The sequence below is a fragment of the Frigoribacterium sp. Leaf164 genome (assembly GCF_001423665.1).
Taxonomy (GTDB): domain Bacteria; phylum Actinomycetota; class Actinomycetes; order Actinomycetales; family Microbacteriaceae; genus Frigoribacterium; species Frigoribacterium endophyticum.
On sequence record NZ_LMOX01000001.1, the window covers coordinates 1,289,171 to 1,304,954 of the forward strand.

Sequence of the window (15,784 nt, forward strand, 5' to 3'; positions counted from 1 at the left end):
CATGAGCATTCTCGAGACGATCAGCGGTCCGCGTGACCTCCTCGCGTTGACCGACCAGCAGATGGTCGACCTCGCGACGGAGATCCGGGCGTTCCTCGTGGCGGAGGTCAGCAAGACCGGCGGCCACCTCGGGCCGAACCTCGGGGTCGTCGAGCTGACGTTGGCCATGCACCGCGTGTTCCGCTCGCCGCACGACGCGTTCGTCTTCGACACGGGCCACCAGTCGTACGTGCACAAGCTCGTGACGGGCCGACAGGACTTCAGCGGTCTCCGCCTCCGGGGCGGACTCGCGGGCTACCCGCAGCGCAGCGAGTCGGAGCACGACATCGTCGAGAGCTCGCACGCCTCCAGCAGCCTCTCGTGGGCCGACGGCATCTCGCGCGGCTTCGGCCTCACCGGCCAGTCCGACCGCCACGTCGTCGCCGTCGTCGGCGACGGCGCGCTGACCGGTGGCATGACGTGGGAGGCGCTGAACAACATCAGCGACGACAACGACCGCCGCCTGATCATCGTCGTGAACGACAACGGTCGGTCGTACGCCCCCACCATCGGCGGCATGGCGCGCTTCCTCAACACGGTGCGCACGCGGAGCACCTACCGCGAGATGCACATGGGCAGCGAGGCCGTGTTCGACCGGCTCGGCCACCCGGGTCGCGCGTTCTACCGCGGCGTGCGGGGTGGGCTGCACGGCTTCCTCAGCCGCTTCACCAACAACGAGGCGCTCTACTCGAACCTCGACATCAAGTACATCGGCCCCGTCGACGGCCACGACCAGGTCGCGATGGAGGAGGCCCTCCACCAGGCCAAGAACTACGGGGCGCCGGTCATCGTCCACGCCATCACGGAGAAGGGGCGCGGCTACGACCCCGCCCGCGCCGACGTGGCCGACCAGTTCCACGCGGTCGGCCAGATCGACCCCGAGACCGGCGAGCCGCTCGAGACGACCGCCGCGCCCTCGTACACGAGCGTCTTCGCGGACGAGATGGTCGCCGTCGCCGCCGAGGACGAGACCATCGTCGGCATCACCGCCGCGATGCTGCGGCCGGTCGGGCTGCACAAGATGGCCGAGCGGTTCCCCGAGCGGGTGCTCGACGTCGGCATCGCCGAGCAGCACGCGGTCACCTCCGCCGCGGGGCTGGCCTACGCCGGGCTCCACCCGGTCGTCGCCCTGTACGCCACCTTCGTCAACCGCGCCTTCGACCAGGTCCTGATGGACGTCGGCCTGCACCGGGCGGGCGTGACCTTCGTGCTCGACCGCGCGGGCGTGACCGGGCCGGACGGCCCGAGCCACCACGGCATCTGGGACTTGGCGCTGCTCCAGATCGTCCCGCACATCCGGCTCGCCGCGCCCCGCGACGCCACGCGCCTCCGGGAGGAACTCCGCGAGGCCGTCGCCGTCACCGACGCCCCGACGGTCGTGCGCTTCTCGAAGGGCACGGTCGGCACCGAGCACGAGGCCGAGCGCCGGCTCGACGACGGCGTCGACGTCCTCTCGAGCGACGAGCGCCGCGACGTTCTGCTCGTCTGCGTGGGGCCGATGGCCTCCGTGGGGCTCGAGGTGGCCGAGCGCCTCGCCGCACAGGGCATCGGCGCCACCGTGGTCGACCCGCGCTGGGTCGTGCCCGTGGCCCGGTCGATCGTCGACCTCGCCGCCGACCACCGCCTCGTCGTCACGATCGAGGACGGCGTCCGGGTGGGGGGCATCGGCACCCGGGTCCGACAAGACCTCCGACAGGCGGGCGTCGACACGGCCGTGACCGAGCTGGGCCTGCCCGACGAGTTCCTCGAGCACGGCTCACGGGCCCAGATCCTCGAGGAGGCGGGCCTCACCCCCCAGCACATCGCGCGGGACGTCGTGGCGCAGGTCCTCGGGAGCAAGATCCCCGTGGCCCGCCCGCTCGACGACGCCGACGAGCGTCGGGTGGACGCCCAGCACGACTGACCGACACCGGCGTCCGCGCCGGCTCGGCTCTCCTTGGCGCCCGTCCGGCCTCGGCGGGCCGCGCCGACAGCGTCGGAGGGCCCGCCACGACCGTCGTCGTGGCGGGCCCTCCGATGGCCGTGCCCCGTGGCGTCAGGCGTCGACGTACTCCGGCCCGACGATCATCGGGTCGTGGAATGTCGTGCCACGCACGCGGCGGGTCGCCCCCACACGGTCGAGGTAGGGCGTCACCCCGCCCATCTGGAACGGGTACCCGGCGCCCAGGATGAGGCAGAGGTCGATGTCCTCCGCCGCCGACACCACGCCGTCGTCGAGCATCCGGCCCACCTCGTCGGCGAGGCCGTCCTCGATCCGGCGACGGAGCTCGTCGTCCGTCATCCGGGTGCCGGGCCCGGCCGCGAGGGCGACCGCCTTCTTGTCGAAGCCCTTGCGGCGGCCCTTGGAGTCCCGCTCGAAGATCGTTCCGTGCTCAGCGAGGCGGTGCAGGCCGTCGCTGGCGAAGAAGCGGTCGGGGAAGGCCGCGTGGTGCGTGTCGAGCACGTGGGCGCCGACCGTGAGGCCGACGAGCTCCAGGAGCTCGAACGGGGTCATCGGGAGGCCGAACGGGGCCGTCGCACGGTCGACGACCTCGAACGGGGTGCCCGTCTCCACCGCGTGCATGGCCTCGCCGAGCAGCTTCGCGAGGATGCGGTTCACCACGAACCCGGGGGTGTCGGCCGTGATGACCGCGTTCTTCCGGAGGGCGGCCGCCGTCACCATGGCGGTGCTGAGGGTGGCCTCGTCGGTGGCGGGCGTGCGCACCACCTCGACCAGGGGCATCACGGCCACCGGGTTGAAGAAGTGGAAGCCGACCAGCCGCTCGGGGTGGCGGAGGCGGGCCCCGATCGCCTCCACGCTGAGCGACGAGGTGTTCGTGGCGAGCACGGCGCCCTCCGCGACCACCGCCTCCACCCGTTCGAAGACGTCCTGCTTCACGCCGAGCTCCTCGAAGACGGCCTCGATCACCCAGTCGCAGTCGGCGAAGTCGGAGAGGTCGGTCGTGCCGGTGACGAGCGCGGAGAGCCGGTTCGACTCGTCGCCCGAGATGCGGCCCTTCGTCGCGAGCTCGACGATCTCGCCGCGGATCCGCTCGACGCCGGCGTCGACCCGGGCCTGGTCGAGGTCGGTGATGACGACGGGCACCTGGAGACGGCGGACGAAGAGCAGGGCGAACTGGCTCGCCATCAGGCCCGCGCCGACGACGCCGACCTTGGTCACGGGCTTCGCCAGGTCGCGCGGGGGAGCGCCGGCCGGCTTCTTGGCCCGCTTCTGGACGAGGTCGAACGAGTACATGCTCGCGGCGAACTGGTCGCCCGCGACGAGCCCGGCGAGGGCCTCGTCCTCCGCGGCGAAGCCCGCGGCCCGGTCGGTCGACCGGGCGGCCTTCAGCAGTTCCAGGGCCGCGTAGGGCGAGCGCGCCACCGTGCCGATCTTGCCCTCGAGCGACTTCCGGGCGATCGAGACGGCGGCGTCCCACTTCACCGCACGCTCCAGGCGTCCGGGCACGTGGGGGCGGGCGACCTTCGTCGTGCCGGCCACCACGCCGTCCGCCCAGCGGATCGAGTCCTCGAGGAAGGCCGCCGGGCCGAACGCCACGTCGACGATGCCGAGCTCCAGGGCCTGCGCCGGCTTCAGCGTCCGGTTGTTCTTGAGCGGGTTCTCGATGACCACCCGGAGGGCGGACTCGATGCCGATCAGGTTCGGCAGCAGCCACGCGCCTCCCCAGCCGGGGACGATGCCGAGGAAGACCTCGGGCAGCGCGAGGGCGGCGGCGGACGTGTCGACGGTGCGGTAGTCGGCGTGCAGGGCGATCTCGAGGCCGCCCCCGAGCGCGAGCCCGTTCACGAAGACGAAGGTCGGCACGCCGGCGTCGTGCAGCTTGCCGAGGGTGGAGTGGCCGAGTCGCGCGAGCTCGCGGGCGACCTCGCGGCTGGGGATCTGGCTGACCTTGCTGAGGTCGGCCCCGGCGGCGAGGAAGTAGGGCTTGCCCGTGACGGCGATCGCCGCGACCTCGCCGCGCGACGCACGCGCCCGGAGCTCGTCGAGCGTCGCGCCGAACTCGAGCAGCGTCGCCGGCCCGAGGGTGCTCGGCCGGGTGTGGTCCCGACCGTTGTCGAGGGTCACGAGCGCGAGGACCCCGCCGGAGGCGAGGGCCACGTCGCGGACGTGGCTGTGGGTCACGACCTCGTCGTGGCTGAGCTCGGTGAGGGCCTCGAGGGGGGCGTTCGTGGTCGTGCTCATGCTCGTGCGGCCTTCCGGTCGAAGTGCGGGTTCTCCCAGATGACGCTGCCGCCCTGGCCGAGGCCGACGCACATCGCGGTGAGGCCGTAGCGGACCTCCGGGTGCTGCTCGAACTGGCGGGCGAGCTGGATCATCAGCCGCACGCCCGACGAGGCGAGCGGGTGGCCGACGGCGATGGCGCCGCCCCACGGGTTGACCCGCGGGTCGTCGTCGTCGACGCCGAAGTGGTCGAGCAGCGACAGGACCTGTACGGCGAAGGCCTCGTTGAGCTCGAAGAGCCCGATGTCGTCGATCGTGAGCCCCGCCTTGCGGAGCGCCTTCTCGGTGGAGGGCACGGGGCCGATGCCCATGATCTCCGGCTCGACCCCGGCGTAGGCGAAGCTGACGAGGCGCATCTTCGGGGCGAGGCCGTACTCGCGCGCGGCGTCCGTCGAGGCGAGCAGGCTGACGGTCGCGCCGTCGTTCAGCCCCGACGAGTTGCCCGCGGTGACCCGCCCGTGGGGGCGGAAGGGCGTCCGCAGGCCGGCCAGCGCCTCCATCGTGGTCTCCGGGCGCGGTGCCTCGTCCCGGGTCACGAGGCCCCAGCCCTCGGCCGACGGCACGGCGACCGGCACGAGGTCGGGCTGGATGTGCCCGGCGTCGTAGGCGGCCGCGAGCTTCTGCTGCGACCGCATCGCGAAGCGGTCGGAGCGCTCCTTCGTCAGCTGCGGGAAGCGGTCGTGGATGCGCTCGGCCGTCGACCCCATGTTGAGGGCGTCGCCGCTGACGAGCTTCTCGGTGAGGAACCTCGGGTTGGGGTCGGCGGCGAAGCCCATCGGGTGGCGGCCCATGTGCTCGACGCCCCCGGCGACGGCGACGTCGTAGGCGCCGAAGGCGATGCCGCCCGCGAGGGTCGTCACGCTCGTCATCGCGCCGGCGCACATCCGGTCGATCGCGAAGCCGGGCACCGACCGGGGGAGGCCCGCGAGGAGCGCCGTCGTGCGCCCCAGGGTCAGCCCCTGGTCGCCCTGCTGCGTGGTCGCCGCGACCGCGACGTCGTCGACGCGGTCGAGGGGGAGGGAGGGGTTCCGCTCCAGCAGCCCCTTCATGGCCTTGACCACGAGGTCGTCCGCCCGGGTGCCCCAGTAGACGCCCTTCTCCCCTGCCCGGCCGAACGGGGTGCGGACCCCGTCGACGAAGACGACTTCTGTTCTCTCGGCCACGTTGCCTCCAGTGCTCGGAACTGGTCCGATCCTAGGGAGGCGGCGGGGGCGGGCAGAATCCTTCGCGGATTGCTACGAAGGCTCGGCGGGCTGCGTCTCGGGCTCTTGGTGGGCGTCGACAAAGGCGTCGGCGAGGGGCCCGGCGACGGCCTCGACCTGCCAGGCGCGCGCCCCGAGCTCGGTGAGGGCCGCGGCGAGGGCCTCGGGCTCGAAGGGGATCGGCGGCTCCCAGCAGACCCGGCGGAGGAGCTCCGGCGTGAGGAGGTTCTCGACCGGCAGGTCGAGGCGCTCGGCGATCGCCGCCACGACGGGGCGGGCGTGCCGGTACCGGGCGTCGGCCATCGGTGACTTGTCGGCCCAGCTGCGGGGCGGGGGCAGCGTGTCGCCGGCCGGCCCGCGGTGCGAGGGCAGGTCGGCGGTCGCCTGGCCGCGCTCGACGGCGGCCCACCACCGGTCGAGCTCGCTCCGGCTCGCGCGGCCGACGAACTCGCGGAGGCCGGCCAGGGCGCGCTTGTCGGCCGGCAGCGCCTTCGCGGCGGCGACCAGGGAGGAGTCCGGCACGAGCCGGCCCGCGGCGGTGTCGACCTGCCGGGCGTAGTCGTCGCGCGCGGTCCAGAGCTCACGGGCGACGGCGAGGCCCCGCGACCCGCGCACGGTGTGCAGCCCGGTGAGGCGACGCCAGGGCTCGGCCTTGGCCGGCTTGACCTCGCGGGCGACCGTCGCCGCGAACTCCTGCCGGGCGATGTCGAGCTTGCCGTCACGCTCGAGCAGCTCGGCCATCGCGTCCCGGAGGTCGACGAGCAGCTCGACGTCGAGGGCCGCGTAGACCAGCCAGCTCTGGGGGAGGGGCCGGGTCGACCAGTCGGCCGCGGAGTGCTCCTTGGCGAGGTGGACGCCGAGGAGCTGCTCGACGACGGCCCCGAGGCCCACCTTCGGCAGCCCGGCGAGGCGGGCGCCGAGCTCGGTGTCGAACACGAGGTCGGGGTCGAGGCCGACCTCGCGCAGGCACGCCAGGTCCTGGCTGGCGGCGTGCAGCACCCACTCCTCGTGGCTGATGACGGCCTGGAGCTCGTCGAAGCGGCCGATGGCCGGCGGGTCGAAGAGGAAGACGCCCGAGCCGCGGCGGAACACCTGGATGAGGTACGCGCGCTGCGAGTAGCGGTAGCCGGAGGCGCGCTCCGCGTCGATCGAGATCGGCCCCGTCCCGGCGGCGATCGCCTCGACCGCGGCCAGGTAGCCGTCGCGGTCGTCGATGACGTCGACGTGCCCGTGGGCGGAGTCCGCCGTGGCGACGACGGGGGCCACGGTCACTCGGGGAGCGGCGGCGGCCTCGGGCGAGGGCGTCTCGCTCGGGTCGGGGGTGACGGTGTCCATGTCTCGGCGGTCCTGTTCTCGGCTCGGAGGTGTCGCGGTGGGCGACGGGTCAGTCGCGCCCGACGCGGCGCGACGCGAGGAGGGTGACGCCCTCGACGGTCGGCGGCAGGCCCGCGAGGGTGCAGATCAGTTCGCTCCAGGCCTCGAGGTGCGGTGCGAGGTCGGTGCTCGTCGGCGTCCACGAGGCGCGCAGCTCGAGCTGCGCCCCCTCGCCCTGCTCGGCGAGGTCGCCGTAGCCGGTCGAGAGCACCTTCGTGGCGGTGCCGGAGGCGGAGTGGTGGGAGGCCCCGCCGGCGGCGAGGGAGTCGACGAGCCACGACCAGGCGACGTCGGCGACGAAGGGGTCGAGCGCGAGGTCGGCCTCGAGCGGCGCCTGGGCGAAGCAGACGACGCGGAAGACGCCGCCCCAGGCCTCCGGGGCCGACTCGTCGTGCAGCAGGACGAAGCGGCCCGTGCCGAGGTCGGGGTCGGCGCGGCCCGAGGCGCCCACGACGTCGCCGGCGAGGGCGAGGGCGTGCGGCGCGAGGCCGCCCGGAGCGGGGATCTCGCTCACGGCGAGGTCGTCGCGGGCGACGGCTCGGCGCACGGACTCGACCGCTGCGGCGAACGCGGACGGGGTCGTCGGCGTCGAGGGGGTGTCGGACACCCCAGCAGACTAGGCTCCCAGCTGATCCCGAGGTGGGCGGCACGCCGCGTCCGCCCGCCGCCCCGTCGATCGGAGCTCCCGTGACCCGCCCCTCGACTCCGTCCCCCGACCTCGGCGCGCGTCGCGCCCGGGGCGTCGGCCTCGTGCTCTCGGCCTCCGTCGTCGCCACGGCCGTCGTCTCGGCGGCGGCCGTCGTCTCCGGCGCCCTGGTCATGGCCGACAAGGTCGTGACGCCGGCCCGGCGTCGCGCCGACGGCGTCCGGGTGCTCGGGCACGACCCGGCCGTCCCCTCGGTCACGCTCAGCTCCGACCCCGACACCCGCCTGCCCGGCCGCTACAGCTTCTGGTTCGACCACGGCCGGGGCCACGCCCGCGTCGGAGAGGTGCTGAGCGACGACGGCCATCGGGTGGTCCGGTCGGTCGAGGCCGTCGACGCGGGCGACCTCGCGTCGGCCCGGCGGGGGCGACTGGGGGGCTGGCTGTGGCGCACGCCGGCCGACGCCGGCCTCCCCGTCGTCGACGTCGAGGTCGGCACCCCGGTCGGGCCCGCCCCCGCCTGGCTCGTCCCCGCTCCCGGCGGCATCGACGGGCCGTGGCTGATCAGCGTGCACGGCCGGGGCGTCACGCGGGCCGAGACCATCCGCGCCGCGCCGGCCGCGCACCGCGCGGGCTGGACGTCGCTCCTCGTCTCGTACCGCAACGACGGGGAGGCGCCCCCCTCTCCCGACGGCCGCTACGCCCTCGGCGACCAGGAGTGGCGCGACGTGGAGGCCGCGATGGAGCACGCGGTCTCCTCCGGCGCGACCGCCCTCGTGCTCATGGGCTGGTCGATGGGCGGAGCGACCGTCCTGCAGGCCGTCACGCGCGCGAGGCACGGCGAGCGCGTCGTGGGGGTGGCCCTCGAGTCGCCCGTCGTCGACTGGCGGACGACGCTGCGCTTCCAGGGGCGGGCCATGCACGTCCCGCGCCTCGTGCAGGAACTCGCGCTGCGCCTCCTGCAGTCGCCCGCGGCGGCGCGGCTCGGCCGCCGCGACGGGCCGATCGACCTCGACCGTCTCGACCTCGTGGCACGGGCCGACCAGCTCGACGTGCCGGTGCTCCTGCTGCACAGCGACGACGACGGGTTCGTCCCGTCGACCGCGTCGCACGCGCTGGCCGAGGCGCGGCCCGACCTCGTGCAGCTGGAGGTCTTCGCCGTGGCGCGCCACACGAAGATCTGGAACTACGACCCAGAGCGCTTCGAGCGGGTCATCGGCGAGTGGCTGGGCCGTCTGCCACGAGCCAGCGCGCGTACAGCGCGTCGTGGTCGTCCTTCAGCAGCTGGCTGAGCGAGAGGCGCGCGGGGTCGAACCTCTCGCGGCCGAAGACGGGCAGGCCGCTGCCGATCGCGACGGGGGAGGTGCTGAGGCAGAGCTCGTCGACGAGGCCGTCGCGGAGGAACTGCCCGGCCAGCGACGGCCCGCCCTCGCAGACGAGCGAGAGGAGGCGGTGGTCACGCAGCCGCCGGAGCACCGTCGCGGGGTCGAGACGCCCGTCCACGTCGTCGACCACCAGGACGGTCGCCGCCTCCGCGACCGCCTGCCCGAGGCTCGCGGCCACGGCGTCGGTCGCGCCGGCGGGGCACACGACGACGACGCGCTCGGCCTCCGCGGGGTCCATCCGGTGGCCCGACAGGTCGCCGGACGACGTGACGACGACGAGCCGGGAGGTCTTGGGCACGCGGTAGCCCTCGGCGCGGACGCTGGCGGCGCCGACCACCACGCCGTCCGCGAGGTCGCGGACGACCGCGAGGACCGCCCGGTCGACCGCGTTGCTGAGGGTGTCGGAGGTGCCGTCCTCGCCGGCGGCGTCGCCGCTCACCGCCGCGATGAGGTTGAGGCGCAGCCAGGTCTCGGCCGGGGGAGCGTAGAGGCCCCGGAGGGTCTCGCGCCCCCCGTCGCCGTCGCCCTCCACCGGGACGAGGTCGCCCGCCGACGCGAGGGAGGCCGGGGCGGCGGTGTGCAGGACCCGGAGGCTCACGCGCCCGAGGCCCCCGGGGCGCTGGCGGTGTCGGCCTGCGCCGTCTTCTCGGCGATCTGGCGCTTGGCCCGCCCGAGGAGGGCGGTCATGCCCCGGACCCGCAGCGGGCTGACGGCCTCGACCAGGCCGATCGTCTGGGGGTAGTCGTCCGGCACGTCCCGGAGGACCTGCTGGGCGGTCAGGCCCGTGAGGCCCTGCGCCAGGATCGACGCGAAGCCGCGCGTCGTCGGCGCCTCACGGGGGGCCGTGGCGTGCATCGCGACGACGCCGTCGACGACCTCGACGAAGATGAAGACCGGCGACTGGCACTCCTCGACGCGCTCGAGCAGGTCGGGGTGGCCCTCGTACTCGGCGGGCAGCGCCGGCAGCTCGTTCGAGAACTCGAGCAGCAGCTGGAGGCGGTCCCGCACCTCGAGGGCGAGGAACTCGTCACGGATCTCGGCGAGCGAGGCGGGCAGGTCGCCCGCGCCGGCCGCGGTGTCGGCCACGGCCGTCATCGAGCCGGGACGGCGCCGGGCTCGGTGCCCTGCACGATCGGGACGCGCACGGCGCTGCCCCACTCGGTCCACGAGCCGTCGTAGTTCCGGACGTCCTCGAAGCCCATCAGGTGGTGCAGCACGAACCAGGTGTGGCTCGACCGCTCGCCGATGCGGCAGTAGGCCACGACGGAGTCCCCGTCGGCGAGGCCGGCGCCGTCGCGGTAGATCGCGTCGAGCTCCGCGCGCCCGCGGAAGCGGCCGTCGTCGGCCGCGGCCTTGCCCCACGGCACGTTCTGGGCGCTGGGGATGTGGCCGGCGCGCAGGGCGCCCTCCTCCGGGTAGGCGGGGGCGGTGGTGCGCTGGCCCGAGTACTCCTCGGGGGAGCGCACGTCGATGAGGGGCCGGCCGAGGTGGGCGAGCACGTCGTCCTTGTAGGCACGGATCACGGTGTCGTCGCGCTCGACCACGGGGTAGTCGGTCGGCTCCGGGCTCGGGGCCTGGGTGGTGTACTCACGGCCCTCCGCCTCCCACGCGGCGCGGCCGCCGTCGAGCAGGCGCACGTCCTCATGGCCGAAGAGCGAGAACACCCAGAGGGCGTAGGCCGCCCACCAGTTGTTCTTGTCGCCGTAGACGACGATCGTCGAGTCGCGCGTGACGCCGCTGCGCGACATGAGCGCCGCGAAGGCCTCGCCGTCGACGTAGTCGCGCTGCACGGGGTCGTTGAGGTCGAGGTGCCAGTCGATCTTGACGGCGCCGGCGATGTGCCCGGTCTCGTAGAGCAGCACGTCCTCGTCGGACTCGACGACGACGAGCCCCGGCGTGCCGAGGTGCTCCTGCAGCCAGTCGGTGCTGACGAGGCGCTCGGGGTGCGCGAACTCCTGGAACTTCGGTGCTGCGTCGTGCTCGACGACCATGGGTGCCTCCTGCTGTGTCTCTCCGTCGCGGGGACGGAGCGCCGCCGGCGACGGCGGACGATCTCGGGTGCAGCGCGGCGGGCGCTGCGGTCGGGCGCCGGTGCCCGGTGGCTAGACTCGGGCCCGGGTCACCGTCGAGGCTACGCACACGGCGTGAGCGTCGTCCGGGCGCCCCTCCGACTCTGACACAGATCGCCCCGACGCACACCGCGGCCAGGCCCCCGACGTGCGTCGCCCCCTGGTCCCCTGCCTGCGAGGTCGCCCGATGTCACCAGATCCCCTCACCGCCCGCGTCGCGCTGACCGAGCGCGCCCCCACGATCACGGGCGCCGAGATCGTCGCCGAGCTCGTCCCGCCCCGGCAGTTCGACGGGGCGTCGCTCGAGAACTACGTGCCCGACGCGGCCTTCCCGTCGCAGGCGGAGGCGGTGGAGGCGGTGGCCGGCTTCGGCGGCGCCGCCGAGCGTCCCGCACGACGCGGCCTGTTCCGCCGACGCGCGGACTCTCCCGACGTGCTCCCCGGCCTCTACCTCGACGGCGGCTTCGGCGTCGGCAAGACCCACCTGCTCGCCGCTCTCTTCAACCGGACCACGGGGCGTCGCTACTTCGGGACGTTCATCGAGTACACGGCCCTGGTCGGCGCCGTCGGGTACGCGGGCGCCGCTCGCCAGCTGGAGGGCGCCTCCCTGGTCTGCATCGACGAGTTCGAGCTCGACGACCCGGGCGACACGATGATGATGACGCGGCTGCTCGGCGACCTCGCCGAGGGCGGGACGCGGATCGCCGCGACCTCGAACACGCCGCCGGCGGCCCTCGGCGAGGGCCGGTTCGCGGCGGCGGACTTCCTCCGCGAGATCCAGGGGCTCTCCGACCGCTTCCGCACCCTCCGCATCGACGGTGACGACTACCGCCGTCGGGAGGTCGAGGCGAAGGCCCACACGGTCGACGACCTGGACGCCGCGGTGGCCTCCCTGCCGGGCACGGTGTCGGTGGACGACTTCGCGGCCGTCGTCGCGCACCTCTCGTCGGTGCACCCGAGCCGGTACGTCAAGCTCATCGACGGCCTCGACGGGGTCGCCCTGCGAGACGTCCGGCCGTTCACGAGCCAGACGGACGCGCTCCGCTTCGTGGCCTTCGTCGACCGGCTGTACGACGCGCAGGTGCGCGTCGTGGCGTCCGGCGCACCGCTCGACACGGTGTTCAGCGACGAGATGCTGGCCGGCGGCTACCGGAAGAAGTACCTACGGGCCACCTCGAGGCTCGTGGCGCTCACGTCGGCGCACTGACTGACGTCCGGGGCGCGCGGCGACGTCGCCCCTTGGGCCCCGACCTCGGAGGCCTTCCCGAGGCGGGCGAAACACGTTGTTCACAGTCGCGCGATACGTGTTACATCCCCGAAACACGACGGCACACGACCCGAAACACCTCGTCGAGACACTGAGGGCGGCACCACCCGCATCGTCCCGCACAGCCCGTGGCACCCCCACGGTCGGGGCGGCCGGTGCCTCCCTGGCTTGTCAGAACTCGAGAGGTGACACACACATGGATCAAGGCAACACCGCCTTCATGCTGATCTGCGCGGCACTCGTGCTGCTCATGACGCCCGGCCTGGCGTTCTTCTACGGCGGCCTCGTCAAGGCCAAGAGCGTGATCAGCATGATGATGCTGAGCTTCGGGGCCATGGGCCTGATCGGCGTCCTCTGGGTGCTCTTCGGCTACTCCATCGCGTTCTCGAACGGCCCCCAGGGCCCCGCGGGCACCGACACCTACATCGGGTGGGACGGCGTCTTCGGCTTCGACCCGTCGATGTTCAGCCTCGACTCGCTCTTCCAGGAGAGCGCGGCGCCGGTCGGCGACTACCCGACCATCGCTTTCGCCGCCTTCCAGGCGACGTTCGCGATCATCACCGTCGCCCTCATCTCGGGCGCCATCGCCGACCGCGCCAAGTTCGGCGCGTGGATGATCTTCGCCGGCGTCTGGGCCACGGTCGTGTACTTCCCCGTCGCGAGCTGGGTCTTCAACTTCACCCTCGGCGAGGACGGCTCGGTCGTCGACGGCGGCTGGATCGCCAGCATGGGCGTCATCGACTTCGCCGGCGGCACGGCCGTCCACATCAACGCGGGCGCCGCCGCCCTGGCCCTCGCCCTGGTGCTCGGCAAGCGCGTCGGCTTCGCCAAGGGCGCCGACAAGCCCCACAACCCGCCCTTCGTGCTGCTGGGCGCCGGCCTCCTCTGGTTCGGCTGGTTCGGGTTCAACGCCGGCTCCGAGCTCGCCGCCGACGGCGTCGCCGCCCTCGCCTTCCTCAACACGATCGCCGCCCCCGCGGCCGCCATCCTCGGCTGGCTCGTCGTCGAGAAGGTCAAGGACGGCAAGGCCACCTCGGTCGGAGCCGCCTCGGGCGCCGTCGCCGGCCTCGTCGCGATCACGCCGGCCTGTGCCGCCCTGTCGCCGTTCTGGGCCATCGTGCTCGGCGTCGTCGCCGGCGCCGTCTGCGCCCTGGCGATCGACCTCAAGTTCAAGCTCGGCTTCGACGACTCCCTCGACGTCGTGGGCATCCACCTCGTCGGCGGCCTCCTCGGCACGCTGTACCTCGGCTTCTTCGCCAACGGCTCGGGCCTGATCTTCTCCGGCTCGTTCCGCCAGCTGGGCATCCAGGCGCTCTCGGCCCTCGCCGTCATGGCCTACTCGTTCGTGCTCGCCTTCCTGATCGGCCTGGCCATCGAGAAGACGATCGGCTTCCGCGTCAAGAACGAGGACGAGGTCGCGGGCATCGACCTCGCGCTGCACGGCGAAGAAGGCTACGTGCTCGAGAACTCGCGCGCCTAGCTCGTCACCGCTGCTCCACCAGGACGGCCCCGGTCACCACGACCGGGGCCGTCCTTCGTCTGTGGGTGGGGGAGCTCCCGAGCCGCGCAGGCGGGCTGCTGCGCCCCGCAGGAACGCCGGGAGGCGCGCGAGGCCACCCGAGGACGTTCGATACGACGAGACATGCGGCGGACACGGCTGAGGCGGCTGAGGCGGACGGTGCCCTCGGGGGAGGACGGAACGCTCCTCGGAGGCCGACAGCCCATGAGATCGAGGAAAGCCCTCGGGAACGAACTAACCCCCGGGAACGACGAAAGCCCCCGGCGAACCGGGGGCTTTCTCTGTGTGAGCGATACTGGGATCGAACCAGCGACCTCTTCCGTGTCAGGGAAGCGCGCTACCGCTGCGCCAATCGCTCATGCATGTCGCCGAGGCGACGTATTCAGTTGATCACGACATCATAGACCGGAGTCTTGACGGCATGGAGGTGGAGACGGGATTTGAACCCGCGTGAACGGCTTTGCAGGCCGGTGCCTCGCCTCTCGGCCACTCCACCATACGAGCAGCTCCCAGAGGGGGAGCCACCAGTCGGTGGACCACCCTCTGGTGAGCATTACACTCGAGCGGATGACGAGATTCGAACTCGCGACCCTCACCTTGGCAAGGTGATGCGCTACCACTGCGCCACATCCGCATTTCGCTTTGCATTTCTGCGTGCAAAAGAACAATACCCAGACCCGGGGCAGAAAACAAATTGAGGCATGTTCGTGTCTTGGAGGCCCTCATCAGCAGGGTCGGGCCCGCCCTCGCCGGGGCCTCGAATGGCGCCGGGCCGCCCCGATGCACTAGCATCGACGAGTCCCGCAGGGGCGATTGGCGCAGTTGGTAGCGCGCTTCCTTCACACGGAAGAGGTCATCGGTTCGAGCCCGGTATCGCCCACACAGAACACCTCTCGACAGAGCATGTCGACAGAACCCCGGTCCGCCGGGGTTTTTTCATGCCCTCACCCGACATCACGGCCAGCCGCCCGTCACGGCGTGGGCGACTGCGGCGCCAGGAAGACGTCGGTCGACTGATCGGCCCCGTACGTGACCGAGATCGGCACCGCCTCCGCCGCGCTCCGCACGAGCGGGACGGGCACGTACTGCCCCGCCCACCACCAGCGCTGGTGCGACGCCGTCTCGACGCCCACCGTGTAGCGACCGCTCGGCACGATGAACTGAGCGACCTTGCGGGGCGAGCTCGTGGCGTCGAGGGCCTGCGTCATGACGGCCCCGGTCACCGTGTCGGTGATGGTCACGACGGCGCCGTCGAGGTCCGGGCCCGGGGCGTTCACCGGGTCGGGCTCGTCGACGACGACCTGGAGGTCGTACGTCGTGTGGACGTACCGGGGAGCCGCGGCGACGTGGCTCGCCGGCGTCGTGGCGGTCTCGGCCTCGACGTCCTGTCGCCACACGGTGGGCACCCCACCCGGGGCGGCGACGACCGTGGCCGTGTAGAGGTCCGTGGGCATGCCGGAGAAGAAGTAGCGCCCCTCGGCGTCGGTGACGGAGGTGAGGGAGGTGCCGGTCCGGTTGCCGTAGACCTCGACCGTGAGCCCGGCCGGCGGCGTGGGCCACGGGCCGACCAGCCGGCCCCCCAGGGTGCCCCCGACGGGGAGCGTCACGTCGGCCGCCGTCGACGCGCCCGCGCGGACGGTGAGGTCGGTGGCCATGACCGGTGTCCGACGACCGTGGCCGGCGGTCGGCGGCGGGGTCACGGAGACCCAGTAGCGCGAGCCCACGGGCACGTCGGCGAAGGTCAGGGCCCCGGTGGAGTCGGTGGTCGCCTCCCGCTCGAAGGGCCAGGCTCCCACGAGGCGGACCCTGGCCCCCGGGAGGCCGAGGGTCGTGCCCGACGACCGCAGCAGCCGGACGGAGACCGAGCCCGTCGCCGTCGCGGCCGGCACCGCGGCGGCCGACGACACGACGGGCGGAGGCGCGGCCTGGGCCGAGGCCGGGGCGAGAGCTCCGAGGCCGACCGCGGCCACGAGCGAGAGCGAGACGACGAACCTGTCCACGGGGACCCCCTGTGCGTGCACCGGCCCGGCACGGTGCCGAGCCCGCCGGGGTCCGGGCCTCCGG

At 73.2% G+C, this 15,784-nt stretch carries 12 protein-coding genes and 4 tRNA genes; 5 read left to right on the forward strand and 11 right to left on the reverse strand.

Annotated elements, in window-relative coordinates:
* Window position 1 precedes the first annotated feature (1 nt).
* Window positions 2-1,942, forward strand: coding sequence for a 1-deoxy-D-xylulose-5-phosphate synthase (gene dxs, locus ASF82_RS05775; RefSeq protein ID WP_056054564.1), 1,941 nt, complete (start codon window positions 2-4; stop codon window positions 1,940-1,942).
* A gap of 132 nt (window positions 1,943-2,074) precedes the next feature.
* Here dxs and ASF82_RS05780 read toward each other — a convergent pair whose 3' ends face one another.
* The 4 genes from ASF82_RS05780 to ASF82_RS05795 all read right to left on the reverse strand — a co-directional run bounded on the left by ASF82_RS05780 (window position 2,075) and on the right by ASF82_RS05795 (window position 7,444).
* Window positions 2,075-4,222 (reverse strand): 3-hydroxyacyl-CoA dehydrogenase NAD-binding domain-containing protein, encoded by a 2,148-nt coding sequence (locus ASF82_RS05780; protein ID WP_056054569.1) that lies wholly within the window; start codon window positions 4,220-4,222, stop codon window positions 2,075-2,077.
* Entirely contained in the window at window positions 4,219-5,424 is a 1,206-nt protein-coding gene (locus tag ASF82_RS05785) for a thiolase family protein (protein WP_056054573.1), read from the reverse strand. Before ASF82_RS05785 ends, ASF82_RS05780 begins: the two co-directional genes overlap by 4 nt.
* Before the next feature lie 72 nt (window positions 5,425-5,496).
* On the reverse strand, window positions 5,497-6,798 hold the full coding sequence (locus ASF82_RS05790) for an HRDC domain-containing protein (protein ID WP_082514345.1): 1,302 nt from the start codon (window positions 6,796-6,798) through the stop codon (window positions 5,497-5,499).
* Window positions 6,799-6,847: 49 nt separating this feature from the next.
* Window positions 6,848-7,444, reverse strand: a complete 597-nt coding sequence (locus tag ASF82_RS05795; protein WP_056054577.1) for a DUF3000 domain-containing protein — start codon at window positions 7,442-7,444, stop codon at window positions 6,848-6,850.
* A gap of 80 nt (window positions 7,445-7,524) precedes the next feature.
* Here ASF82_RS05795 and ASF82_RS05800 point away from each other — a divergent pair, with 80 nt between their 5' ends.
* Window positions 7,525-8,772 carry a S9 family peptidase gene (locus ASF82_RS05800; RefSeq protein WP_235491168.1) on the forward strand — a complete coding sequence of 416 codons (1,248 nt, stop codon included), beginning with the start codon at window positions 7,525-7,527 and terminating at the stop codon, window positions 8,770-8,772.
* Here the strand turns inward: ASF82_RS05800 and ASF82_RS05805 are convergent.
* Genes ASF82_RS05805 through ASF82_RS05815 form a run of 3 tightly spaced genes read right to left on the reverse strand, consistent with a single transcriptional unit; the run spans window position 8,693 to window position 10,856 of the window.
* A complete protein-coding gene (locus tag ASF82_RS05805) occupies window positions 8,693-9,463 on the reverse strand; it encodes a dihydrofolate reductase family protein (protein ID WP_056054580.1) in 771 nt (256 codons plus the stop codon). The genes ASF82_RS05800 and ASF82_RS05805 overlap by 80 nt on opposite strands.
* On the reverse strand, window positions 9,460-9,951 hold the full coding sequence (locus ASF82_RS05810; RefSeq protein ID WP_235491169.1) for a SufE family protein: 492 nt from the start codon (window positions 9,949-9,951) through the stop codon (window positions 9,460-9,462). Before ASF82_RS05810 ends, ASF82_RS05805 begins: the two co-directional genes overlap by 4 nt.
* 5 nt (window positions 9,952-9,956) lie before the next feature.
* Window positions 9,957-10,856, reverse strand: a complete 900-nt coding sequence (locus ASF82_RS05815; protein ID WP_056054586.1) for a sulfurtransferase — start codon at window positions 10,854-10,856, stop codon at window positions 9,957-9,959.
* A gap of 265 nt (window positions 10,857-11,121) precedes the next feature.
* On the opposite strand from ASF82_RS05815, the gene zapE reads away from it, so the two are divergent.
* Together zapE and ASF82_RS05825 are read left to right on the forward strand one after the other, a co-directional pair.
* Entirely contained in the window at window positions 11,122-12,141 is a 1,020-nt protein-coding gene (gene zapE / locus ASF82_RS05820; protein WP_056054588.1) for a cell division protein ZapE, read from the forward strand.
* Window positions 12,142-12,397: 256 nt separating this feature from the next.
* Window positions 12,398-13,681 (forward strand): ammonium transporter, encoded by a 1,284-nt coding sequence (locus ASF82_RS05825; protein ID WP_056054591.1) that lies wholly within the window; start codon window positions 12,398-12,400, stop codon window positions 13,679-13,681.
* Between the two features lie 325 nt (window positions 13,682-14,006).
* Here the strand turns inward: ASF82_RS05825 and ASF82_RS05830 are convergent.
* From ASF82_RS05830 to ASF82_RS05840, 3 genes are all read right to left on the reverse strand, one after another.
* Window positions 14,007-14,078, reverse strand: a tRNA-Val gene (locus ASF82_RS05830).
* 64 nt (window positions 14,079-14,142) lie between these two features.
* Window positions 14,143-14,216: transfer RNA gene (locus ASF82_RS05835), tRNA-Cys, on the reverse strand.
* A gap of 66 nt (window positions 14,217-14,282) precedes the next feature.
* Window positions 14,283-14,354, reverse strand: a tRNA-Gly gene (locus ASF82_RS05840).
* A gap of 173 nt (window positions 14,355-14,527) precedes the next feature.
* On the opposite strand from ASF82_RS05840, the gene ASF82_RS05845 reads away from it, so the two are divergent.
* A tRNA-Val gene (locus ASF82_RS05845) sits at window positions 14,528-14,600 on the forward strand.
* A gap of 91 nt (window positions 14,601-14,691) precedes the next feature.
* On the opposite strand, the gene ASF82_RS05850 is transcribed toward ASF82_RS05845, so the two are convergent.
* Window positions 14,692-15,720: a carboxypeptidase-like regulatory domain-containing protein gene (locus tag ASF82_RS05850; protein WP_056054595.1), complete on the reverse strand. Its 1,029-nt coding sequence runs from the start codon at window positions 15,718-15,720 to the stop codon at window positions 14,692-14,694.
* Between the last annotated feature and the right edge of the window lie 64 nt (window positions 15,721-15,784).

What these genes read in the sequence shown, in the direction of transcription:
- ASF82_RS05815 (WP_056054586.1), bottom strand. Translation starts at nt 10,856, where the DNA reads ATGGTCGTCGAGCACGACGCAGCACCGAAGTTCCAGGAGTTCGCGCAC.
- ASF82_RS05825 (WP_056054591.1), top strand. Translation starts at nt 12,398, where the DNA reads ATGGATCAAGGCAACACCGCCTTCATGCTGATCTGCGCGGCACTCGTG.
- dxs (WP_056054564.1), top strand. Translation starts at nt 2, where the DNA reads ATGAGCATTCTCGAGACGATCAGCGGTCCGCGTGACCTCCTCGCGTTG.
- zapE (WP_056054588.1), top strand. Translation starts at nt 11,122, where the DNA reads ATGTCACCAGATCCCCTCACCGCCCGCGTCGCGCTGACCGAGCGCGCC.
- ASF82_RS05780 (WP_056054569.1), bottom strand. Translation starts at nt 4,222, where the DNA reads ATGAGCACGACCACGAACGCCCCCCTCGAGGCCCTCACCGAGCTCAGC.
- ASF82_RS05790 (WP_082514345.1), bottom strand. Translation starts at nt 6,798, where the DNA reads ATGGACACCGTCACCCCCGACCCGAGCGAGACGCCCTCGCCCGAGGCC.